Below are 21,366 nucleotides of genomic sequence, written 5' to 3' on the forward strand. Positions count from 1 at the left end.
GTTACATCTTTGATTTCTCGCGGAGTAACTTGTGATGCTGATAATCTTGTTGACTATCAGCCTGACTCCACAAGCACCCACACGAATTGCTTGATTCAGTTGTTAAAGAGCGGTTGGTTAAGATCTTTCGTCTCAACCGAGGCGCGAATTCTACAGCAGCCTCATTTGCTGTCAAGTGATTATTTTCAGAAGTTTTCGAAGATTTCTTCAACAACTTCAACCACTTGCGCTTCCGATCTCTCGTTAGCGGGAGGCGAATTCTACAGCGTTACACGCTGCTGTCAACACCTCTTTTTCACCGCTTCGACCGAGAAGATCGAACCGTCAAAAGAGCCAAACATCACCGCCCTTTCAACTCCTTCCAAGCCTCGATGAACTGAAGCAAGTCGCTGCCGATAATCGTATAACTCATTGAATCTCAAGGAGTTTTCCGTTTCGACTGCGCCGGAAGTGGGGCGAATTATAGAGACTCAGAATCTGCCGTCAACCGTTAATTTCAGTTTTATTGCAAAACCTGCTTTTTAGCTAATAAACGCGGGATCCGGCGAGCAATGGCGGGCACGCGCAGCAATAAGAGCACCGCTCCCATAAAGGCATAGATTGCCCACTCCTTGAGATCAGCCCGCACAATCCACAGCATATGCAACAGACCCAGCCCCAGAATCACGTACACCAACCGATGCAGTTTCTTCCAGCGCACACCAAGACGCCGCTGACTGTAGCGATTGGATGTCACCGCCAACACTAACAACCCGAGAAAACCCAACGTGCCGACAATAATGTACGGCCGCTTACGCAACTCCACCCCCAGCTGCGACCAGTCGAAACCGAGGATGAACGCCAGATAGCTAAACAGATGCAGAACTACATAGGCAAAACACCAAAGCCCCAACTGACGGCGCACAGCAATCCACCCCGCCCACCCCGTCAGTTTCTGCAACGGCGTCATGCACAATGTGATCAACAGTAATACGAGCGTTCCCAGCCCCAACCGATCAACCAGCACCTTGCCTGGATCCGGGCCAAGCGAATCTGCAAATGCCTGATAAAACCAAAGCAACGGCCAGATCGCCGTCGCTGTAAAAACCCCCACACGCCAGAACGGATATCGCATCAGTAGTTCTTCCGCAGATCGAGCCCTGTATATAAAGAAGCAACTTCATCCGCGTAGCCATTGAACATCTGCGTATCGCGCACATTCGGCTTGAACAGGCTGTTCGGCAAACGCCGCTCCCGCGCCTGAGTCCAGCGCGGGTGATCGACCGTCGGATTCACATTGGCATAAAACCCGTACTCATCTGCAGCGATGCTCTGCCAGGTAGTTTTCGGCTGCTCGCTGACCAGACTGATACGCACGATGGATTTGACGCTTTTGAACCCGTACTTCCACGGCACTACCAAGCGCAGCGGCGCACCATTCTGATTCGGCAATTCGCGGCCATACATCCCTACCGCCATGATCGCCAATGGATTCATCGCCTCGTCCAGACGCAGGCCTTCTACATATGGCCAGTCGATCAGGGCGAAACCCGAGCGCTGACCCGGCATGCTTTTGGGATCCTGCAGCGTTTCAAAGCGAATGTACTTGGCGCTGGAGGTCGGCTCGACCTGCTTGAGCAGCGCAGAGATCGGAAAGCCGATCCACGGGATAACCATCGACCACGCCTCAACACAGCGAAGACGATAGATACGCTCCTCCAACTGATACGGTTTCATGAAGTCTTCCAGCGCATAGCGTCCTGGCTTCCCCACTTCGCCGTCTACGACAACACTCCATGGTTCGGTCTTCAGAGATCCGGCATTGGCTGCCGGATCCCCTTTGTCCGTACCGAACTCATAGAAGTTGTTGTAGTGAGTCGCGTCTTTATAAGGTGTGATCGCCTCATCCTTGACGTCGACTGCCCCCCATTTAGTAGACGCAAGCTTGTCGACAAACCAGGCAGGCGCCTTGCCCGGCTCGACGTCAGCGTAGCGCGCCGCCTCATCTGCGACAGCCCAACGCGGCAGACCGCTCACGGCGATACCGGCCGCGGCAGCTCCGAGCAATTGACGACGGGAGAGATAAATGGATTCAGGCGTGACGTCCGACTCATGGCAGTCGGACGCTTTGGGGATTTTGATCAGCATGGCAACTCCGCAGCTTTGGAGGACAGATGCACCCATAGACTGCGGAGTATGCGGGAAATTACATCACTCGACGTTTTTGCGCCGACGAAGATGCAGCAGGTACTGCACCGGGCCAGAGGCTGCATAGGCAAGGAACACCAGCAGCAGAATGCGCGGTGGATCACTGAAAACAACGGCAAACACCAGCACCACGGCGAGGATCGCCACGAAAGGCACACGCCCCTTCAAATCCAGCTCCTTGAAGCTGTTGTACTTGATGTTGCTGACCATCAGCATGCCGGCAGCCGCGACCATCAAGGCAACCAGGAACGACATCTTCGAACCCTGGATCCCGTAATCGCTGAACGCCCAGACGATCCCCGCCACCACGCCCGCAGCCGCCGGACTGGCCAGACCGATGAAGTAGCGTTTGTCCGCCGTACCGACCTGGGTGTTGAAACGCGCCAGACGCAATGCCGCACCGGCCACATAGATGAAAGCAACCATCCAGCCGACCTTGCCCATGTCACCCAGCGCCCAGCCGAAGGCCAGCAGCGCCGGTGCCACACCAAAGGCAACCATGTCCGACAGCGAGTCATACTCGGCGCCGAATGCACTTTGTGTATTGGTCATGCGCGCCACGCGGCCATCGAGACCATCGAGCACCATGGCCACAAAAATCGCGATCGCGGCAAAGGCGAAATACTTGCTCGCATTCGCAGAATCCCCGGCGCTCAAGGCAGCCTGGGCACTCATCGAATTGATGATGGAATAGAACCCTGCGAACAGGTTCGCAGTGGTGAACAGGTTCGGCAGCAGATAGATACCACGATGCCGGACTTTACGACCTTCTGCGTCGTGCCCTTCCTCGACATGTTCATCGATGGGCAGCAGGCTTTCGGCGTCAGAAGCCTGGTTCGGCTCTTCGGGACGTTCGCTCATGGACATTACCTTGCAACGGTTTGGAAAGTTTCGACAGGTGCCTGTGACGACGGTTCGGCCACAAACGATGCAGCTTTATACCAGAACCATCGGTTTCAAACGAAAAAACGCGGCCGAGGCCGCGTTTTTCGCACAAGGATGACGACTTAGTTTTTGGCTTTGTCGACGATCTTGTTGGCACCGATCCACGGCATCATGGAGCGCAGTTGCTCGCCGATGATTTCGATACCGTGAGCGGCGTTGTTACGACGCTTGGCGGTCATCGAAGGGTAGCCGGTTGCGCCTTCGCTGATGAACATTTTGGCGTATTCGCCGTCCTGAATACGTTTCAGGGCATTGCGCATGGCCTGACGGGATTCGGCGTTGATCACTTCCGGACCGGTCACGTACTCGCCGTACTCGGCGTTGTTGGAGATCGAGTAGTTCATGTTGGCGATACCGCCTTCGTACATGAGGTCAACGATCAGTTTCAGTTCGTGCAAGCACTCGAAGTAGGCCATTTCCGGCGCGTAGCCAGCTTCAACCAGGGTTTCGAAACCGGCTTTTACCAGTTCAACGGTACCGCCGCACAGAACGGCTTGTTCGCCGAACAGGTCGGTTTCGGTCTCGTCCTTGAAGGTGGTTTCGATGATGCCGGTACGGCCGCCACCCACGCCAGCGGCGTAGGACAGCGCAACGTTTTTGGCGTTGCCCGAGGCGTCCTGATAGATCGCGATCAGGTCAGGGATACCGCCGCCCTTCACGAATTCGGAACGCACGGTGTGGCCCGGAGCCTTCGGCGCGATCATGATCACGTCGAGGTCGGCACGCGGAACAACCTGGTTGTAGTGGATCGCGAAGCCGTGGGAGAAGGCCAGGGTGGCGCCCTTCTTGATGTTCGGCTCGATTTCGTTCTTGTACAGCTGCGACTGGAATTCGTCCGGGGTCAGGATCATGACCAGGTCGGCGCCGGCAACAGCGGCAGCCACGTCGGTCACTTTCAGGCCGTGGGCTTCGGCTTTGGCAACAGTGGCCGAACCTTTACGCAGACCGACGGTAACGTCGACACCGGAGTCTTTCAGGTTGCACGCCTGGGCGTGGCCCTGGGAACCGTAACCGATGATGGCAACTTTCTTGCCCTGGATGATCGACAGGTCGCAGTCTTTATCGTAGAAAACTTTCATGAATTTCCCCTATATATCCAGGCCGTTCAGGCCATTCGCTAATTTGGTTTAGATGCTGAGTACTTTGTCGCCGCGGGCAATGCCGGTCACGCCGCTACGGACGGTTTCCAGAATCGATGCGGTGCCGATGGACTGAATGAAGCTGTCGAGCTTGTCGCTGGTACCGGTCAATTGAACGGTATACACGCTGGCGCTGACATCGACGATCTGTCCACGGTAAATATCGGTGGTGCGTTTGATCTCGGCGCGCTGGGCGCCAGTGGCCTTGACCTTGACCAGCATCAGCTCGCGCTCGATGTGAGCGCTTTCCGACAGGTCCACCAGCTTGACCACTTCGATCAGCTTGTTCAGGTTTTTGGTGATCTGCTCGATGATTTCATCGTGGCCGACTGTGGTCAGCGTCAGACGCGACAGGGTCGGGTCTTCGGTTGGGGCCACGGTCAGGCTTTCAATGTTGTAGTTGCGCTGCGAGAACAGGCCGACTACGCGAGACAAAGCGCCGGGTTCGTTTTCCAGAAGCAGGGAAATAATGTGCCGCATGATTAAGTACGCTCCGTCTTGCTCAGCCACATATCGCGCATGGAGCCGTCTTTGATCTGCATCGGATAGACGTGCTCGCTGGTATCGACCGAAATATCGATCACCACCAGACGATCTTTCATGGCGAACGCTTCTTCCATCTTCGACTTCAAATCTTTCGAATCGGTGATGCGCACGCCGACGTGACCGTAGGCTTCAGCCAGTTTGACGAAGTCAGGCAGCGACTCCATATACGAGTGCGAGTGACGGCTGCCGTAGCTCATGTCCTGCCATTGACGCACCATCCCCAGTACACCGTTGTTGAGGATGACGATTTTCACCGGCAAGCCATATTGCAGGCAGGTCGACAGCTCCTGGATGTTCATCTGGATGCTGCCTTCACCGGTGACGCAGGCAACGTCGTCATCCGGGAAGCTCAACTTGATGCCCATGGCCGCCGGGAAACCGAAGCCCATGGTGCCCAGACCACCGGAGTTGATCCAGCGGTTCGGCTTGTTGAACGTGTAGTACTGCGCCGCGAACATCTGGTGCTGGCCCACGTCGGAGGTGATGAAGGCATCGCCCTTGGTCACTTCGCACAGGGTCTCGATCACGGTCTGCGGCTTGATCAGGCTGCCGTCGCCCTTTTCATAAGGGAACAGGCCGCGATCACCACGCCATTCATCGACTTGCTTCCACCAGCTGGCAACGGACTCCTTGTTCGGGGTCTCGCCGATTTCCTTGAGGATCGCGACCATTTCGGTCAGGACGCTCTCCACCGGGCCAACGATTGGCACGTCGGCCTTGATGGTCTTGGAGATCGAAGCCGGATCGATGTCGATGTGGATGATCTTGGCGTTCGGGCAGAACTTCGCCGCGCCGTTGATCACACGGTCATCGAAACGCGCGCCGACAGCCAGAATCACATCGGCATGGTGCATCGCCAGGTTGGCGGTGTAGCTGCCGTGCATGCCGAGCATGCCGATGAACTGGCGGTCGGTGCCGGGGAAGCCACCCAAGCCCATCAAGGTGTTGGTCACTGGCAGGTTGAGCATTTTCGCCAGTTCGGTCAGCGGTGCGGAACCGTTGCCCAGAATCACACCGCCGCCGGAATAGAGCACAGGGCGCTTGGCCGCCAGAAGCATTTCTGCCGCCTTGCGGATTTGCCCGGAGTGACCGCGAACGGCCGGGCTGTAGGAACGCAGCTTGGCTTTTTTCGGGAAAACGTATTCGAACTTCTCGGCCGGGTTGGTCATGTCTTTCGGGATATCGACCACGACCGGACCCGGACGACCGGATTGCGCCAGGTAGAAAGCCTTCTTCATGACTTCCGGGATTTCCGAGGCGTGCTTGATCATGAAGCTGTGTTTCACGATCGGCCGGGAGATACCGATCATGTCGGTTTCCTGGAACGCGTCGGTGCCGACCATGGTGCTTGGCACCTGACCGGAAATGATCACCATTGGAATCGAATCCATATAGGCGGTGGCGATACCGGTGATGGCGTTTGTGGCGCCAGGACCGGATGTCACCAATACCACGCCGGCTTTACCGGTGGCACGGGCGTAGCCGTCAGCCATATGGGTAGCCGCTTGTTCGTGACGAACCAGAATGTGGGTCACTTCCGGTTCTTTGAACAGGGCATCGTAAACATGAAGGAGAGCACCACCCGGGTACCCGTAGATATATTTGACGCCTTCGTCACGCAAGAAGCGGACGAGCATCTCACCGCCAGATAAAAGCTCCACGTTGTTCACCTCTAAAACGCCAGAATACCGTCCACAAAAAAGGGGCGGGTCTTAATAGGTTTACTTCTCGGCAGAGCATGAGCGACGGTGGTCGCCGACTACGTCAGCACTGACTGAGCAAGTATTGGGATCGTCCCAAGTGTTGCGGGCCTTTCCCACCCAGCGCGAGGTAACGCGTTGCGGGTGTAACAGGTCGACGCGGATATGCGCCTCATGATCTACCGAGTGGGTCTGCTTCTGGCAGTCCCTCTACAGCGGACTTTGGATTCTTCTGTTTCGCCCTCTCCAAGTCAAGCCGTCTATGTGACTAATTGTGGGTAAGCACATGAGAACGCAAGAAAAAACCTGAAAACAGCTACTCTGTTAGCGTCAATTGCGCAATTTTGCCAAGGAATCAGCATGCGAACGCTTCTGTTAACTCTGCTGATCGGCCTCAGCCCCTGGTGCTCGGCCGCTCAAATCTACAAATGGGTCGATGCCCAAGGCGTCACTCACTTCGACGCGCAGCCGCCGCAAGGTCAGCCGACCACCACCGTGCAAACGCCCTCCTCCCCCCCACCGAAACCTGAAGCAATGCCTGGCAGCGGCACGCTGGGCGATCAGAAAGCCATCGACGACAAGGTCAAAAAACAGGTAGCCGAACAGCAGTCGCAGCTCAAGGCGTTTTGCGAACAGGCACGAACGAATCTGGCGCAGTTGCAGAACAATCCGCGGTTGAGAGAAGAAGTGGATGGGCAATTGCGACGGCTGGATGATGCGCAGCGTCAGGAGCGCATTGTAGAAGCACAGAAACAGATTGCGCAGAACTGCGAATAAGTACCTGTAGGAGTTGCCGCAGGCTGCGATCTTTTGATCTTTGAAAGCAATCAAAAGATCGCAGCCTGCGGCAGCTCCTACATGGAGATCGGCGCTAGCGGGAGGCGGTGATCAGCAGGTCGAACTCTTTGAGCAGCACCTGCAACTGTCGATCCTTGCCCTGCAGGTTGCGCTGGGCGAAGACCATCTCGGCCATTTCCTGAATGCCGGAGGCATTGGGCAGCGGCAAGTCCTGCTCGAGGATCATCTTCATCCGTGGCAGGAAGATCCATTGCAGCCATTGTTCGAAATCCAGCGTGTCGACCGAGAACGGTTCGACACTGCTCAAGGCCTCGGCCGACGGCTGAACCTCATCCCACCAGCCCTGCGTGCGCAGTTCACGCTCGATCAGCAGCAACTGATCGGCGATTTTCGGGAAACGGGAATCCATCACAGCGAAACCTTGGCCTTCTGACGGGCCAGCGCGGCGCCGGCGGAATCGCCCTGTTTCTCACGGGACTGCGCGATGATTTCCCACAGGTTGGCCTGCAAGTCCGGACGACCGTTGGCCATGGTCAGCGCACGACGGGCGAACTGCTCGGCCTGCGGTGCATCACCTTGCGCCATGCGCACTTGCGCCAGACGATAAAGCACTTGCGGCTCACGCGGGGCTACGCGCTGGGCGCGCTCCAGGCTGGAGGACGCGCCATTGAGGTCGCCACCGGCCTGTTGCTGTTGCGCGGTGGTCAGCAAGGCGAGCACCGGGCCATCCAGTTGCTCATCCGCCGACAGACCACCGCCATTGCTGGCCGAAGGAATGCCGCTCGGCGTCGAAGGCATGCTGTAGCTGCCGGTGTTGATCGGTGCCGACTCGACCGGCGAAGGATTGTACGGACCCGCCGTAATCCCGCCGGACGCCGGGCCAGGAACGATCGGCGAAGAGCTGATCGGCGCCGATGTCGCAGCACCGCCACCCGGCACCATCACGACCACGCCGGTGTCGCCTTGCGGAATGGCCTGGGATTGCGCCTGACCCTGCACTGGACGTTTGACTGTCGTCTTGCGGAAACCGCCATTGGCCGACAGACGTTCGCTGTTGGACACGGCCGTGCCGGAGTCCACCACCGGGATCGAACCACGCTGTACGGTAGAGCAGCCGCTGAGCAAAGCCACGGCGGTCACCGCTGGAATCAACCACTTGTTCACTTGAAACCCTCTTTGCTTAATTCATCCAGCCCTTGACCCAATCCATCACCGACTCCGGCGAAGCAGGCGTTTCGCTTGCACACGCGGCGCCGGGTGGCGGTTCGCTGCCGCGAATATACGGCATCTGCACCGCCCCCGGACAGTTGGCATCAGAGCCTTGCCCGGTACGCGAATCGACCCACGCCTGAACGATGTTGTCCGGCTGCGGCATGTCCAGCGGCAGCGGGTCAGCCTTGCGCATGAAACTGGTCCAGACCTGCAACGCACCGGTCGCCCCGGTGAACGGGGTCTTGCCGTTGTCGTCACGCCCAAGCCAGACCACCGCCAGCAGATCCTGACTGAAACCGGCGAACCAGCTGTCACGCGAATCGTTACTGGTACCGGTCTTGCCGGCCAGCGACAGGGTCTTGGGCAGCACGTTGTAAACCGAGCTGCCCGTACCTTCACGCATCACCCGCTGCATGGCGTTCTGAATAAGATAGATGGACGCCGGATCGAAACGCTGCTCGATCTGAAACGGATATCGCTTGAGCGGCTCGCCCTCGGCGGTCAGTACGCTGCGGATCCCGCGCATCGGCGTGTTGAAGCCACCGTTGGCGAGGGTCTGGTACATGGTCGCCACTTCGATCGGGGTCATGCCGCCAGCACCCAGCAACATCGACGGGAACGCCGGAAACTCACGAGTAACGCCCAGACGCGCAAGGGTCTTGAGCACATTCGGTACTCCGACTTCCAGGCCCAGACGCGAGGTCGACAGGTTGTAGGAATGTGCCAGCCCTTGGTAAAGAAACACGGTGCCGTGAGAGCGACGGTCGTAGTTCTGTGGTTTCCACACCTGGCCGTCCGCGCCTTTGATCGACAGCGGATCATCCGACAGCCAACTGGTCAGCGTGTAGTGGCTCGGTTTCTCCAGCGCAGTCAGATACACCGCTGGCTTGACCAGCGAGCCGATCGGCCGCACCGCGTCCAGCGCCCGGTTGAAACCGGCGTAACTGGCCTGACGACTACCGATCATCGCCTGCACTTCGCCGGTTTCCGGATTGGTCACGACCATCGCCGCTTCCACATCATCGGAGCCTTTGCGTCCAGCCAGACGTTTAAAGGTGTCATTGACCGACGCCTCGGCTTTCATCTGCAGAATCGGGTCGAAACTGGTGAAGATGCGCAGGCCTTCTTCGGTCAAGTCTTCGTCGCGGTAGTCTTCACGCAACTGGCGTTTGACCAGATCGATAAAGCCCGGGAACGAGCTGTCGGCGAGCTTGCCGCGCGTGGTTACACCCAGTGGCATTTTCTTCGCCGCTTCGACCTGTTCGGCAGTCGCCACGCCTTGCTGCTCAAGCACATCGAGCACCAGATTACGACGCTCAAGCGCACGCTCCGGGTTGCGACGCGGGTTGTAATAGGACGGCCCCTTGACCATGCCGACCAGCAACGCAACCTGATGCAGTTTCAGCTCGGACAGTGGCTGACCGAAGAAGAACTGGCTGGCCAGACCGAAACCGTGCACCGCACGCTGGCCGTCCTGCCCGACGAAGACTTCGTTGAGGTAGGCCTCAAGGATTTCCTTCTTGTCGTAATGCAGCTCCAGCAACATCGCCATCATGGCTTCGGTGAGCTTGCGGCTCAGGCTGCGTTCGTTGGTGAGGTAGAAGTTTTTGACCAACTGCTGGGTCAGCGTACTGCCGCCCTGGGTCATTTTGCCGCCAGAGGTGTTGACCCAGATCGCCCGGGCAATCGATTTCGGCGAAACGCCCCAGTGACTGTAGTAATCGCGGTCTTCCACCGCGACCAGGGTGTCGAGCAGATACGGCGGCACCTGATCGAGCTTGATCAGGATGCGGTCTTCAAGATTTTTCGGGTAAATGCCGCCGATCATCAGCGGCTCGAGCCGCACCACGGACAACTTCCCGCCGTTGAGCCCGGAGAGTTCGGCCACATAGTCGCCAGAGAAACGCACGCGCACCGGCTGCGGTTTCTCCAGGCCTTCATAGAACTGGAAGCCGCGAGTATTCAGATCGACGGTATTGCCACTGACGGCGGCGGCACCGGGGCCATTGCTCACGGCTTCGCGGCGATAACCCAAGGCGTCGAGTTCGGTGAGGAAATCGTCCTTGCTCAGCTTCTGTCCGACGAACAGCTCAAGCGGACGCGCGTATACCTTGGCCGGGATGGTCCAGCGCTTGCCGGAGAACTTCTCCTGCACCACGGCATCGAGGTAAACGGCGAAGCCGGCCAGCACCACAAGGCCGACCAGGCTGAGTTTAATGGCCCAACCCAACCATGGGCGCAGGCCCTTGGCAGGTGGTTTTTTCTTGGAACGGGGGGATCGAGTTCGAGTCATGGCGGCGGATTATACGCACTTTATTCATACTCAACAGGAGCGCTCCGAGGTTTGCGTCGGGCTGGCGAGCGGCCATAATGGCGACCTCGAATTTCCCAGTCTCTGAAGGATCGCCCGTGAGCCAGTCACTGATCGCTGCCCTGCAAAACCCGGCCCTCTACCCGCACCCTGTCGAAGGGTTCCAGGTCATCGAAACCCATATCTCGTGGGTGATCCTCACCGGGCCCTTTGCCTATAAAGTGAAGAAGCCGGTGAACTTCGGCTTTCTCGACTTCACGGGCCTCGAATCCCGCGCACATTTTTGTGCTGAAGAGCTGCGCCTGAACCAGCGCCTGACCGAGGATTTGTATCTGGAAGTGTTGCCGGTGACCGGCAGTGTCGAAGCACCGCAATTGGGGGGCGACGGCCCGGCCATCGAATATGTGCTGAAAATGCGTCAGTTCCCGCAGACCGGATTGCTCAGCACCTTGCAAGCCAACGGTGAGTTGACTACTCGGCACATTGATGAAATGGCCGAGCAGATCGCCAGATTCCACCTCAGTGCACCGAAAGTCCCGGCCGAGCACGACGCAGGTACCCCGGACAGCGTGATGGCGCCGGTCGCGCAAAACTTCGAACAGATTCTGCCATTCCTCAGCGACAAGAACGACCTGCTGCAACTTGAAGCGCTGAAAGCCTGGGCCGAAAGCAGCTTCGAACGCCTCAAGCCACTGTTCGCTCAGCGCAAGGACGAGGGTTTCACCCGCGAATGTCACGGCGACATCCACCTGGGCAACGCCACGCTCATCGATGGCAAAGTGGTGATCTTCGACTGCATCGAGTTCAACGAGCCGTTTCGTTTCACCGATGTCTGGGCCGATACCGGTTTCCTGGCGATGGACCTGGAAGACCGTGGCCTGAAATCCCTGGCCCGTCGTTTCATCAGTCAATACCTGGAACTGACCGGCGACTATCAAGGCCTGGAAGTGCTGAACTTCTACAAAGCCTACCGCGCCCTGGTTCGCGCCAAAGTTGCACTGTTCAGCATGCCGGCAGACGCCACCCCGGTGCAGCGCGCCACCACCCTGCGCCAGTACCGCAACTACGCCAACCTGGCGGAAAGCTACAGCACCATTCCTTCGCGCTTCATGGCGATCACCCATGGCGTATCGGCTGTCGGCAAAAGCCACGTGGCCATGCGTCTGGTCGAGGCGCTGGGCGCGATTCGCCTGCGTTCGGACGTCGAGCGCAAGCGTCTGTTCGGCGAGCAAACTGTAGCCAACGACGTGCAGGCCGGGATTTACAGCGCCGACGCCAGCGCTGCTACGTATGCCCGCCTGCATGAGATTGCCGAAGTGATTCTGCACGCCGGGTTCCCGGTGGTGATCGATGCGACCTACCTCAAGCGCGAGCAACGCGACAGCGCCGCCCAAGTGGCCGAAGCCACCGGCACGCCGTTCCTGATCCTCGACTGCAACGCACCGCAAGCCGTGATCGAGAGCTGGCTGGCGATTCGTCAGGCCGACAGGAAAGACCCTTCCGACGCCACCCTGGCGGTCATCGAGGCCCAGCAGGCCAGCCGCGAAGCACTGACGCCAGAAGAGATTCTGCGCAGCAAACGCGTGCAGACCAATGAAAGCGGGACCCTCGATACCGTGGTAGCGCAGATCCGCCAGCGCCTGCCAGGCTTGTAAGAAACTATTTCGGCCGTGATGCCCTCGCTGGCTTCACGGCCGTCAAATAGTGGCACTATACTGGCGTCATAAAACCAACAGGTGAAATGACATGAGCCAGCCGAAACTTCTCGACACTCCGCTTTATGCCTTGCTGCACAAAGACGACATCACAGGCTTCAACAAGGAACGCCCGAACGACGGCCCGATCGACATGGTCGGTGGCGACTTCCGTGGCCTCGATCTGCGTGAACTGAACGCTGATGGCGTGGATTTCCGGGACGCCTACTTCCGGTCCGCCGATTTGCGCGGCATCGATTTCCGTAATGCCTCGCTCGAAGGCGCAAGCCTGGCCCATGCGCAGATTTCCGGGGCGTACTTTCCGCCGGAACTCAGTGCCGACGAGATCCTGATGTCGATGAATTTCGGCACCCGCCTGCGTTATCGCACTCGCTGATACTTTTTATCTTTCTCTGACCCGACGCCTTTCCCCTGTGGGAGCGGGCTTGCTCGCGAAGGCGTAGTGTCAGTCGATACATCTGGTGGCTGACAGGACGCCTTCGCGAGCAAGCTCGCTCCCACATTGTTTCAGCGTTTCTTCCCTCCTTTCTGCGCTCGCAGCCCTTTTCTTAGTAGCGTTTGCGTCTAATCCGACCAAAGAACCACGCTTTTCCTACTGATGGCTACACTCCTGAGAAGATCGCCCACGCACCATTCGGCCGTCGCAAGGAGGCTTGATGAATGATGAACTGCAACACCTGAAGAATCTTGGCAAGACGTCGGCGCAGTGGCTGCATGCCGTGGGCATTCACAGCGCCTCGGACTTGCGTCGCCTGGGGGCGGTGGACGCCTATCGGGCGGTGCGTACCCGCGGGTTTCGCGCATCAAAGGTGTTGTTGTACGCGATCGAAGGGGCGCTGATGGATGTGCACTGGAACGACATCCCGGCCGAACGCAAAGACGCCTTGAACAAGCAGCTGGAAGCCATCTCCTCGCGTCACAAGAACTGAACAGGCGCTGACTGCCATGTATCTGCTCGGGGAACAATCGGCACCTGTCGATGCACTGATCAATCGCTTGCAGAGTTTGCCGGTGCGCTGGCTGGAGGGTCTCGTGCCGTGCGGGCCAGCCCTTGAGCCGGAATCCACTGACGACCTGATGGCGCAGCTTCCCCACGATCAGCTGTTTCTACTGACCGCAGGCGTAATCACCGGCTGCATCGGCGGTCGTACGCTTTTTCACTGGCAGGAAGGCGACCTGATCGGCTTGCAGCAAGGTGACGCCTGGGCCGATTGCCGTCTGCGCTGCGACGGCCTGCTGCGCCTGTTGCCTTATCGGCGAACCGATCTGTTTCAACATTTGTATGCCGAGCCTGACCGGACCGAGCAATGGCTTGAGTATCTGCTGGGGCAGATGGCGCTGCTGGCCCACGCGGTGGCCGAGCTGAAGCCACGGGAGTTTCGCAGCACCAATGGTTTCAAGCGAGTCGGGCGCGGTGAGGTGCTGATTCAGCAGGGCGATGTCGCCGATCACGTTTTCGTGATCATCGATGGGCACGCCGAAGCATTTGTTGACGGGCACAAAGTCGGCGACGTCCCCAAGGACGAGATTTTCGGCGCCATGGCGGTGTTCACCGGCGAGCCGCGCAATGCCACTGTCATCGCTCGCGAGCCAAGCACGGTGATGCTGATTCCCGGTGATCAGTTTCTGAGCATGACCCGCAATAATCCAAAGATTGCCCACAGCCTCATTGAGAGCATGGCGCGGCGCATCGGCCAGCTCAACCAGCAGATCACGCAATTGAGCGCGATCAAGCCCGCGCGTTAAGTCCCCTTTTTCCGGGGCATTCCGGCCATTTGCCCGACTAAATCACGCAAACGGAAAAACAGTGGTTGACTCGTTAATGAGAATCGCTATGATTATCACAACTGGTCGCGAGATCAGTCGATATTCTGAAAAGCCCTTGGTTCGGACTCTCAGATTATCTCCTCATCAGGCTAATCACGGTTATTTGACCCGGTTTTTACCGGGTCTTTTTTTGTCTGTGGAAAAGTCATTGGCCGAACTGTTTGCGCATCTGCGCGCAGTAATCCTGCGCGGGCGTGGCCGGGGTGTACCAGACGTAATCGGCCATCGCCACAGTAACCTCGGCGCCCTGCTCGGCCAGCATCAGCACCGTTGGCGCCCGAGCTGCGCCCAGATCCAGCGCATGCAACGGCACGCCAACATCCTTGCGCGCATGCCAGGCACCTGCCAACAGCAACGCTGGCGTCGGCGCCGCCAGCAAACGTTCCGCCATGCGTCGATCACGTTGTTGCTGAACGCTGAGCATCGCCGGCATCTGCGATTCGGGCAGCAAGCCACAGTGCGAGTCGCTGATCTGCTCAAGCAGCGTGGCCTTCACCGAGGGCGCATTGCTGCGAACACCGGTCAAGGCTGGCGGCTGACGATAGAAAGCACGGATTTCGCCGTTATCCAGATTGGCTGCCAATAAAGGATAGGGTTGCGTGAGGGCGAACCGAACGATCGGTCCATAAAGATTCCAGTCCCAGCCGTCCTGCCAGGTCAGTGCAGCAGGAAGATCCGTGGGTGGCGCTGCAGCATGGCGAACATGATCAACTTTAGGCTGTTGATCCGGCGTGAGCATTTCCAACAGCAGGCTGCCTTGGGGACGCTGCTCGCCGAGCGCCTGCAGCAGCCACAATTGCACAGCGTGATGATCGTTGTTGTCATGCTGCTCGCCAATGATCACCTGCTGCGGCTTGGCCAAACGCGTCAGCAGTTCCTGCGCCGTCAGTACCTGGCCGCTGTGCAGATCGCGAATCTCGCCACTGACCAGTGGAGGCGGGGCAACATGCTGACACCCCGCAAGCCACAACACCGCTAACAACCAGACCCCGCGCATGGCATCACCTCGATGAGAAATCAGCGGGCGATGATCAGCGGATGCCCACGCTCCGGGTGCGGCTGCACCAATACTTCGAGACCGAACACGGCTTTGAGCGAGTCCGGTCGCAAGACTTTCTGCGGAGTATCCAGCGCTACCGGGCGCCCGCCTTCGAGCAGCAACACCCGATCACAATAGCGCGCTGCCAGATTCAGATCATGCAGGATGACCAGCACTGCCGCGCCACGGTCGGCAAATTCGCGCACCGCTTGCAACGTCGTATGTTGATGCAGCGGATCGAGCATCGAGGTCGGCTCGTCCAGCAACAGCGTTTGCCCGGCCTGCCCCGGCCACAACTGCGCCAGCACCCGCGCCAGATGCACGCGCTGACGCTCGCCACCCGACAGCGCCAGATAACTGCGCCCGCTCAGGTGCCCGGCATCCGCCGCGCCCAGCGCTGCAGCAACGATCTCGTCATCGCGCACCCGACCGCTCTGATACGGCAACCGGCCCATGCCGACCACTTCTTCAACACGAAAGGCAAAATCCAGCGTCGACACCTGCGGCAACACCGCCAGACGCTGAGCGCGCTGCGTGCCTGTCCAGTGATTCAAGGCCTGGTCATCGAGCAACACCTCGCCTTCGCTGGCCGCCAGTTCACCGCACAAGGCACCGAGCAAGGTGCTTTTGCCGGCACCGTTCGGCCCGAGTACGCCCAGCACCTCGCCGGGTGCAAGTTGCAACGTGACGTCGCTGAGGACGGTCTTGCGCCCGCGACGGATCTGCAGATTGCGCGCACGCAGCATCAGGCACGTCCTCGCAGCAGCAGATAAAGGAAGAACGGTGCGCCGATAAACGCGGTGACAATACCGATCGGCAACTCCGCCGGCGCCAGCGCCAGCCGTGCCACCAGATCCGCCAGCAACAGCAAACTCGCCCCCGCCAGCACCGACGCTGGCAACAGCACCCGATGATCCGGCCCAGCCAGCAAGCGCACCAGATGCGGCACCACCAGTCCGACGAAACCGATCATCCCGGCTGCCGCCACCGCAGCGCCAACGCCCAACGCGGTACAAAACACCAGCTCACGTTTGAGTCGCTCGACATCGATACCCAGATGCCCCGCCTCGGACTCGCCGAGTAACAGCGCGTTCAGGGCCTTGGCGCGACGCGGCAACCACAGCGCCACACCGGCACTGATGATCAGCAAAGGCCAAAGCCGGGCGTAACTGGCGCCATTGAGGCTGCCCAGGTTCCAGAACGTCAGCGTGCGCAGCGTCGCATCGTCCGCCAGATAGGTGAACAGCCCCACCGCCGAGCTTGCCAGCGCCGTCAGGGCGATCCCCGCCAGCAGCATGGTTGCAACGTTGGTCTGACCGTTGCGCCGCCCGAGTCGATAGACCAGCGCCGTCACCCCCAGCCCACCGAGAAACGCACACGCCGACAACAGATAAGGCCCGAACCACTCCGGCAAGCCGCCAAACAACGAACCGCCGACAATCGCGACCGCCGCACCCAGCGCCGCACCACTGGAGACTCCGACCAGCCCGGGATCGGCCAGCGGGTTGCGAAACAAGCCCTGCATCGCCACACCGGACAACGCCAGCACGCCGCCCACGGCCAGACCGAGCAAGGTGCGCGGCAAGCGGATTTGCCCGAGGATCAGTTCAGCCTGCTCCAGACCGTCCGGCGCCAGCGGCGCGCCGAGCATGCGCAGAGCCGCGCGCAACGTATCGAACAGCGGCAGACTCACCGGCCCCAGCGCCAGCGATAACCAGATGGCCAGCAAACACAGGAGCGTCAGGCCGATAAACAGGCTTCGTGGTTTGACCAGTGTGGTCATTGGCTGCTCGTGGTCGGGTAGAAACCGTCGGACAAACTCTTCATCGCCACCGGCAGGCGCGGCCCGAGTCCACCGACCAGTAGCGTCGGATCCAGCTCCAGCACTCGGCCGGATCTGGCCGCCCGGCTGGATTGGAGAATCGGGTTTTCCTTGAACAACGCCGCTTTCGCCGCCTCTCCGGTCAACGCGCGATCAGCAAATACCAACACTTCAGGATCCAGCCCGGCCAGCGACTCCACGGAAAACGGCTTGTAGCCGGTGTGCGTCGCCAGGTTATGCCCGCCGGCCTGTTGCAGCAGCCAGTCGGCGGCGGTGTTCTTGCCGGCAATCAACGGCTTGCCGCCGGCATGCCCGATCAGCACCAGCACACCGGGGGCTTTTTGTCTGGCCTGCAGCTCGGTCACACGCGTTTTCTGTGCGGCGAGTTGCTGTTGATAACTTTCCAGCAACTGCGACGCCTGCGCTTGCGCGCCGAGCAACTGCCCCAGATGCGTAACGTTTTTTTCAAGCGTCGGCAGATCCGGCTGCGCCGAGAACAGTTCGACCTGCACTCTGGCGCTTTTCACTTGAGCGATAACCGGTGGCGGGCCCATTTCTTCGGTGCCAATGAGGATGTCCGGGCGCAGACTGAGAATGCCTTCTGCCGAGAGGCTGCGTTGATAACCGATGCTGGGCAGTTTCTTCAGTGATTCGGGATGCTGACTGGTAGTGTCGACCCCAACCAGTTTCGCCTCGCCGCCCAACGCACTCACCCATTCCGAAAGCGCGCCACCGGCACTGACCCAACGTTGTGGCAAATCAGCCGCTACCGCTTGCAGGCTCGCAAGCAGTCCGACACACAGCACAACAACGCGGGTACTCAGGCGCATACGCAGCTTTCCTTGAACAGGTTTCCCGGGCAGCGCAACCGCAGGCCAAGTATCCTTGGCGACGGTCGCACGCAGTGGGCGAAGGCGGCCATTTGATAATTGTTTGCATTTAAACGTCAAGCTCGGACATTTTCCGTAACGAGCCGACACTTGAGGATAGCCATGAAGTTTTTGTGCGCGGGCGCCGAGTTGGCCGAAGCAGCCAGCCGCGGTTTCGACATCGACGGCAACAAACTGTTTGCCGTGCGCCGCCAGGGTCAGGCCTATGTTTATCTCAACCGTTGCCCGCATCGTGGCGTCGGCCTGGAATGGCAGCCTGATCGGTTTCTTGACCCGAGCAACAGCCTGATCCAGTGCGCCACCCACGGCGCACTGTTTCTCATCGAGGACGGTGAATGCGTCGCCGGCCCCTGCGCCGGGCAATCCTTGACCGCCATCCCCTGCCGCGAAGATGTCCAAGGCGTGTGGATCGACGTTTAACCGTTGAGCAAAACGTCCAGCCGCCGGTCGATCACCATTTCTTCGTGGCTCAATCGCACGCCGTAGGCCAGCACTTCGACCCCGCATGCAACGGCCTCGCGCAGGGCATCCGCGTAGGCCGAGTCGATTTCGTCAGCTGGCCGCACCGCCTCGATCCCGCTGAGATTGACGCAATACAGCTGCACCGCACGAATACCGTCACGGGCCAGATGCGCCAGTTCACGCAGATGCTTGGCGCCACGCTGGGTGACCGCGTCGGGAAATGCCGCCACATTCGTCCCGTCGAATCCCAGGGTGACGCTTTTCACTTCCACATAGGCCGGCCCGCTCGGGTATTCGAGGCGAAAATCGATGCGGCTCTTTTCCTGACCGTACGCCACTTCACGTTTAAGCGCCGTGAAGCCGTTCAACTCACTGATGACTCCCGCTTGCAGCGCCTCTTCAACCAGCGCATTGGCACGCCCGGTGTTCACACAGAACAGCCGGCGCTGCGGGGTTTCGCCGATTTCCCAGGTGCCGGGCAGCTTGCGTTTCGGGTCGTTTGAGCGACTGAACCACACTTGCCCGCCCTCGACCTGGCAGTTGAGCATCGAGCCGGTGTTCGGGCAGTGCAGGGTCAACAACTCGCCGTTGACCGTTTCAACATCTGCCAAAAAACGTTTGTAGCGACGGATCAGCCGCGCCTCTTCCAGAGCCGGATAAAAGCGCATCAGCCTTGCCAGCTCTTCAGGCCGCGAGCGATACGTTCCACTGCTTCCTGTAAGCGAGGGAGGTTTTGCGTGTAGGCAAAACGCACATGGTGGCTGGCCTGATAACGGCCGAAATCCAGCCCCGGAGTGAAAGCAACATGCTCGGTTTCGAGAAAGTGTCGGCAGAACGCGAAGGCATCACCGCCGAACCGGCTGATATCGGCGTACAAATAGAACGCGCCTTCCGGCTCGACGGCAATGTTGAAACCCAACTCCCGCAACGCCGGCAGAAGGAAGTCGCGCCGGCGGCCAAATTCGGCGCGGCGTTCCTCCAGAATGCTGATGGTGTCCGGCTCGAAACAGGCCAGTGCCGCGTACTGCGCCATGCTCGGCGCGCTGATGTAGAGGTTCTGCGCGAGTTTTTCCAGCTCACTGACGGCCGCATCCGGCGCCACCAGCCAGCCGAGGCGCCAACCGGTCATGCCGAAATATTTGGAGAAACTGTTGAGGACAAAAGCGCTGTCATCGACTTCCAGCACGCTGGCGGCATCGGTGCCATAAGTCAGGCCGTGGTAGATCTCGTCCACCACCAGATGCCCGTGGCGCGCCTTGATTGCGGTGGATAACCCGGCCAGTTCATCACGGGTCAGAATGGTGCCGGTCGGGTTGGCCGGCGACGCCACCAACGCTCCCACGCTGTCGTGATCCCAGTGCCGCGCCACCAGATCCGGGGTCAATTGATAGCGCACCTCCGGGCCCACCGGCACCAGCTGCGCCGCGCCTTCGACCAGACGCAGGAAGTGCCGGTTGCATGGGTAACCCGGGTCGGCCAGCAGCCAGTGTTTACCCGGATCCACCAGCAAGGCGCTGGCCAGCAACAGCGCGCCGGAGCCACCCGACGTGATCAGGATCCGTCGCGGATCGATGTTCAGGCCATAACGCGTCTGATAGAACCCGGAAATGGCCTCGCGCAACTCGGGAATGCCCCGCGCGGCGGTGTAGCGGGTCTTGCCCGCCGTCAGCGCCGCTTGCCCGGCACGGATGATCGGCTCGGCCGTGGTGAAGTCCGGCTCGCCGATTTCCAGATGGATCACGTCGTGACCTTCGGCCTGCAGTTCGTTGGCCCGCGCCAGCAGCGCCATCACATGGAACGGTTCGATCGCACGACTGCGCGCACTGTAGGGCTGAGCCATTGGCCTTCCTTCGACAGAGAAAAAGAAACGATTCTACCCATCTGCCGGAACGAGCGAGAACCCGTCGCGGTCACAGCCTCAAGAACGCTGGACTGTAACGATATGCGCGTACGCTCCAGGATTGACTAAAATCAGAGATTGATCAGGTCTCCATTACTGTCAGACATGTCTTGCCAAACTTCTGCAAGCGCCACCCGCCGGGGCCTCGACATCCGGGAGTAGCGCAGGCCGAATTGATCTGGTAAGTTCGCCCGCTTGCAGCCGCAGGGCCGGCAGGTGTCGGTGATGGAGCAATCCTGCGCAATGGATTACAAGAGTAGAGGCGGTCCATTTCATGCCCACCCAAGCAAAGCAACAGCAGCAAGCGACGATCAGCGGCTTCGAACCTTATGTTCCGAAGGCCGGCGAAGAGTACATGGGCGCCCCCATGCGCGCGCACTTCACCAAGATCCTGAACAAGTGGAAACAGGACTTGATGCAGGAAGTCGACCGTACTGTTGATCACATGAAAGACGAAGCGGCCAACTTCCCTGACCCGGCCGACCGTGCCAGCCAGGAAGAAGAATTCGCCCTCGAGCTGCGCGCCCGCGACCGCGAGCGCAAGTTGATCAAGAAGATCGACAAGACCCTCGAACTGATCCAGGACGAAGAATACGGCTGGTGCGAGTCCTGCGGCATCGAGATCGGCGTCAAGCGCCTCGAGGCCCGCCCTACCGCGGATCTGTGCATCGACTGCAAGACCCTGGCGGAAATCAAGGAAAAGCAGGTCGGCAAGTAATCTCGACCTGAACGAAAAACGGAGCGTGCGAACGCTCCGTTTTTGTTTCTGCCTTTTGCCTTTGTGTAGGAGTGAGCCTGCTCGCGATAGCGGCCTGACATTCAACATCTATGTTGACTGACCTATTGCTATCGCGAGCAGGCTCACTCCTACAA

23 protein-coding genes are annotated in these 21,366 nt (G+C 59.4%); 8 read left to right on the forward strand and 15 right to left on the reverse strand.

What is annotated here, in order from left to right:
- Positions 1-375 (forward strand): hypothetical protein (locus DBR18_RS28505; protein ID WP_256588487.1); only part of this gene is annotated, 375 nt, incomplete at its 5' end.
- A gap of 127 nt (positions 376-502) precedes the next feature.
- On the opposite strand, the gene msrQ is transcribed toward DBR18_RS28505, so the two are convergent.
- From msrQ to DBR18_RS11745, 6 genes are all read right to left on the reverse strand, one after another.
- Positions 503-1,114 carry a protein-methionine-sulfoxide reductase heme-binding subunit MsrQ gene (gene msrQ / locus DBR18_RS11720; protein WP_108590434.1) on the reverse strand — a complete coding sequence of 204 codons (612 nt, stop codon included), beginning with the start codon at positions 1,112-1,114 and terminating at the stop codon, positions 503-505.
- Complete coding sequence (gene msrP, locus DBR18_RS11725; protein ID WP_108590435.1) at positions 1,114-2,127, reverse strand: protein-methionine-sulfoxide reductase catalytic subunit MsrP; 1,014 nt, start codon at positions 2,125-2,127, stop codon at positions 1,114-1,116. The genes msrQ and msrP overlap by 1 nt, the downstream gene beginning before the upstream one ends.
- A gap of 63 nt (positions 2,128-2,190) precedes the next feature.
- Entirely contained in the window at positions 2,191-3,048 is an 858-nt protein-coding gene (gene pssA, locus DBR18_RS11730) for a CDP-diacylglycerol--serine O-phosphatidyltransferase (RefSeq protein ID WP_007963928.1), read from the reverse strand.
- A 146-nt stretch (positions 3,049-3,194) separates the two neighbouring features.
- Positions 3,195-4,211, reverse strand: a complete 1,017-nt coding sequence (gene ilvC / locus DBR18_RS11735; protein ID WP_007959661.1) for a ketol-acid reductoisomerase — start codon at positions 4,209-4,211, stop codon at positions 3,195-3,197.
- 48 nt (positions 4,212-4,259) lie between these two features.
- On the reverse strand, positions 4,260-4,751 hold the full coding sequence (gene ilvN / locus DBR18_RS11740; RefSeq protein WP_003205610.1) for an acetolactate synthase small subunit: 492 nt from the start codon (positions 4,749-4,751) through the stop codon (positions 4,260-4,262).
- A 2-nt stretch (positions 4,752-4,753) separates the two neighbouring features.
- Complete coding sequence (locus tag DBR18_RS11745; protein WP_007963927.1) at positions 4,754-6,478, reverse strand: acetolactate synthase 3 large subunit; 1,725 nt, start codon at positions 6,476-6,478, stop codon at positions 4,754-4,756.
- A gap of 399 nt (positions 6,479-6,877) precedes the next feature.
- On the opposite strand from DBR18_RS11745, the gene DBR18_RS11750 reads away from it, so the two are divergent.
- Positions 6,878-7,294 (forward strand): DUF4124 domain-containing protein, encoded by a 417-nt coding sequence (locus DBR18_RS11750; RefSeq protein ID WP_108590436.1) that lies wholly within the window; start codon positions 6,878-6,880, stop codon positions 7,292-7,294.
- Positions 7,295-7,388: 94 nt separating this feature from the next.
- Here the strand turns inward: DBR18_RS11750 and DBR18_RS11755 are convergent, their stop codons facing one another.
- Genes DBR18_RS11755 through mrcB form a run of 3 tightly spaced genes read right to left on the reverse strand, consistent with a single transcriptional unit; the run spans position 7,389 to position 10,820 of the window.
- Positions 7,389-7,724 (reverse strand): YqcC family protein, encoded by a 336-nt coding sequence (locus DBR18_RS11755; protein WP_007963922.1) that lies wholly within the window; start codon positions 7,722-7,724, stop codon positions 7,389-7,391.
- Positions 7,724-8,479: a tetratricopeptide repeat protein gene (locus DBR18_RS11760; protein ID WP_108590437.1), complete on the reverse strand. Its 756-nt coding sequence runs from the start codon at positions 8,477-8,479 to the stop codon at positions 7,724-7,726. Before DBR18_RS11760 ends, DBR18_RS11755 begins: the two co-directional genes overlap by 1 nt.
- A gap of 16 nt (positions 8,480-8,495) precedes the next feature.
- Positions 8,496-10,820 (reverse strand): penicillin-binding protein 1B, encoded by a 2,325-nt coding sequence (gene mrcB / locus DBR18_RS11765; protein ID WP_108590438.1) that lies wholly within the window; start codon positions 10,818-10,820, stop codon positions 8,496-8,498.
- 116 nt (positions 10,821-10,936) lie between these two features.
- Between mrcB and DBR18_RS11770 the strand changes: the two genes are divergently transcribed.
- From DBR18_RS11770 to DBR18_RS11785, 4 genes are all read left to right on the forward strand, one after another.
- Positions 10,937-12,493 carry a bifunctional aminoglycoside phosphotransferase/ATP-binding protein gene (locus DBR18_RS11770; protein WP_108590439.1) on the forward strand — a complete coding sequence of 519 codons (1,557 nt, stop codon included), beginning with the start codon at positions 10,937-10,939 and terminating at the stop codon, positions 12,491-12,493.
- A 91-nt stretch (positions 12,494-12,584) separates the two neighbouring features.
- On the forward strand, positions 12,585-12,929 hold the full coding sequence (locus DBR18_RS11775; RefSeq protein ID WP_098965625.1) for a pentapeptide repeat-containing protein: 345 nt from the start codon (positions 12,585-12,587) through the stop codon (positions 12,927-12,929).
- A 280-nt stretch (positions 12,930-13,209) separates the two neighbouring features.
- Positions 13,210-13,482 (forward strand): TfoX/Sxy family protein, encoded by a 273-nt coding sequence (locus tag DBR18_RS11780; RefSeq protein ID WP_003228231.1) that lies wholly within the window; start codon positions 13,210-13,212, stop codon positions 13,480-13,482.
- 16 nt (positions 13,483-13,498) lie between these two features.
- A complete protein-coding gene (locus DBR18_RS11785) occupies positions 13,499-14,299 on the forward strand; it encodes a Crp/Fnr family transcriptional regulator (RefSeq protein ID WP_108590440.1) in 801 nt (266 codons plus the stop codon).
- 226 nt (positions 14,300-14,525) lie between these two features.
- Here the strand turns inward: DBR18_RS11785 and DBR18_RS11790 are convergent, their stop codons facing one another.
- From DBR18_RS11790 to DBR18_RS11805, 4 genes are read right to left on the reverse strand one after another with little or no spacing between them, the layout of a single operon-like run.
- Positions 14,526-15,377, reverse strand: coding sequence for a ChaN family lipoprotein (locus DBR18_RS11790; RefSeq protein ID WP_108590441.1), 852 nt, complete (start codon positions 15,375-15,377; stop codon positions 14,526-14,528).
- Positions 15,378-15,397: 20 nt separating this feature from the next.
- Positions 15,398-16,165 (reverse strand): heme ABC transporter ATP-binding protein, encoded by a 768-nt coding sequence (locus DBR18_RS11795; protein WP_108590442.1) that lies wholly within the window; start codon positions 16,163-16,165, stop codon positions 15,398-15,400.
- Positions 16,165-17,148 carry an iron ABC transporter permease gene (locus tag DBR18_RS11800; protein ID WP_177482373.1) on the reverse strand — a complete coding sequence of 328 codons (984 nt, stop codon included), beginning with the start codon at positions 17,146-17,148 and terminating at the stop codon, positions 16,165-16,167. Before DBR18_RS11800 ends, DBR18_RS11795 begins: the two co-directional genes overlap by 1 nt.
- 50 nt (positions 17,149-17,198) lie before the next feature.
- Positions 17,199-18,071: a hemin ABC transporter substrate-binding protein gene (locus DBR18_RS11805; protein WP_108590444.1), complete on the reverse strand. Its 873-nt coding sequence runs from the start codon at positions 18,069-18,071 to the stop codon at positions 17,199-17,201.
- 162 nt (positions 18,072-18,233) lie between these two features.
- On the opposite strand from DBR18_RS11805, the gene DBR18_RS11810 reads away from it, so the two are divergent.
- The gene (locus DBR18_RS11810) at positions 18,234-18,551 is read left to right on the forward strand and encodes a Rieske (2Fe-2S) protein (protein WP_108590445.1); all 318 of its coding nucleotides are present in this window, start codon (positions 18,234-18,236) and stop codon (positions 18,549-18,551) included.
- Here the strand turns inward: DBR18_RS11810 and sfsA are convergent.
- A complete protein-coding gene (sfsA, locus tag DBR18_RS11815) occupies positions 18,548-19,261 on the reverse strand; it encodes a DNA/RNA nuclease SfsA (RefSeq protein WP_108590446.1) in 714 nt (237 codons plus the stop codon). The two genes, DBR18_RS11810 and sfsA, sit on opposite strands and share 4 nt — an antisense overlap.
- The gene (locus tag DBR18_RS11820; RefSeq protein WP_108590447.1) at positions 19,261-20,433 is read right to left on the reverse strand and encodes a pyridoxal phosphate-dependent aminotransferase; all 1,173 of its coding nucleotides are present in this window, start codon (positions 20,431-20,433) and stop codon (positions 19,261-19,263) included. Before DBR18_RS11820 ends, sfsA begins: the two co-directional genes overlap by 1 nt.
- A 334-nt stretch (positions 20,434-20,767) precedes the next feature.
- Here DBR18_RS11820 and dksA point away from each other — a divergent pair, with 334 nt between their 5' ends.
- A complete protein-coding gene (dksA, locus tag DBR18_RS11825; protein WP_003228250.1) occupies positions 20,768-21,211 on the forward strand; it encodes an RNA polymerase-binding protein DksA in 444 nt (147 codons plus the stop codon).
- Positions 21,212-21,366 lie beyond the last annotated feature (155 nt).

This window comes from Pseudomonas sp. HMWF021, from assembly GCF_003061005.1.
Taxonomy (GTDB): Bacteria; Pseudomonadota; Gammaproteobacteria; order Pseudomonadales; family Pseudomonadaceae; genus Aquipseudomonas.

Coding starts and splice junctions, on each gene's coding strand:
- DBR18_RS11780 (WP_003228231.1), top strand. CDS start 13,210: ATGAATGATGAACTGCAACACCTGAAGAATCTTGGCAAGACGTCGGCG.
- pssA (WP_007963928.1), bottom strand. CDS start 3,048: ATGAGCGAACGTCCCGAAGAGCCGAACCAGGCTTCTGACGCCGAAAGC.
- msrQ (WP_108590434.1), bottom strand. CDS start 1,114: ATGCGATATCCGTTCTGGCGTGTGGGGGTTTTTACAGCGACGGCGATC.
- DBR18_RS11785 (WP_108590440.1), top strand. CDS start 13,499: ATGTATCTGCTCGGGGAACAATCGGCACCTGTCGATGCACTGATCAAT.
- dksA (WP_003228250.1), top strand. CDS start 20,768: ATGCCCACCCAAGCAAAGCAACAGCAGCAAGCGACGATCAGCGGCTTC.
- mrcB (WP_108590438.1), bottom strand. CDS start 10,820: ATGACTCGAACTCGATCCCCCCGTTCCAAGAAAAAACCACCTGCCAAG.
- DBR18_RS11775 (WP_098965625.1), top strand. CDS start 12,585: ATGAGCCAGCCGAAACTTCTCGACACTCCGCTTTATGCCTTGCTGCAC.
- ilvC (WP_007959661.1), bottom strand. CDS start 4,211: ATGAAAGTTTTCTACGATAAAGACTGCGACCTGTCGATCATCCAGGGC.
- ilvN (WP_003205610.1), bottom strand. CDS start 4,751: ATGCGGCACATTATTTCCCTGCTTCTGGAAAACGAACCCGGCGCTTTG.
- DBR18_RS11820 (WP_108590447.1), bottom strand. CDS start 20,433: ATGGCTCAGCCCTACAGTGCGCGCAGTCGTGCGATCGAACCGTTCCAT.
- msrP (WP_108590435.1), bottom strand. CDS start 2,127: ATGCTGATCAAAATCCCCAAAGCGTCCGACTGCCATGAGTCGGACGTC.
- DBR18_RS11795 (WP_108590442.1), bottom strand. CDS start 16,165: ATGCTGCGTGCGCGCAATCTGCAGATCCGTCGCGGGCGCAAGACCGTC.
- DBR18_RS11750 (WP_108590436.1), top strand. CDS start 6,878: ATGCGAACGCTTCTGTTAACTCTGCTGATCGGCCTCAGCCCCTGGTGC.
- DBR18_RS11810 (WP_108590445.1), top strand. CDS start 18,234: ATGAAGTTTTTGTGCGCGGGCGCCGAGTTGGCCGAAGCAGCCAGCCGC.
- DBR18_RS11755 (WP_007963922.1), bottom strand. CDS start 7,724: ATGGATTCCCGTTTCCCGAAAATCGCCGATCAGTTGCTGCTGATCGAG.
- DBR18_RS11805 (WP_108590444.1), bottom strand. CDS start 18,071: ATGCGCCTGAGTACCCGCGTTGTTGTGCTGTGTGTCGGACTGCTTGCG.
- sfsA (WP_108590446.1), bottom strand. CDS start 19,261: ATGCGCTTTTATCCGGCTCTGGAAGAGGCGCGGCTGATCCGTCGCTAC.
- DBR18_RS11790 (WP_108590441.1), bottom strand. CDS start 15,377: ATGCGCGGGGTCTGGTTGTTAGCGGTGTTGTGGCTTGCGGGGTGTCAG.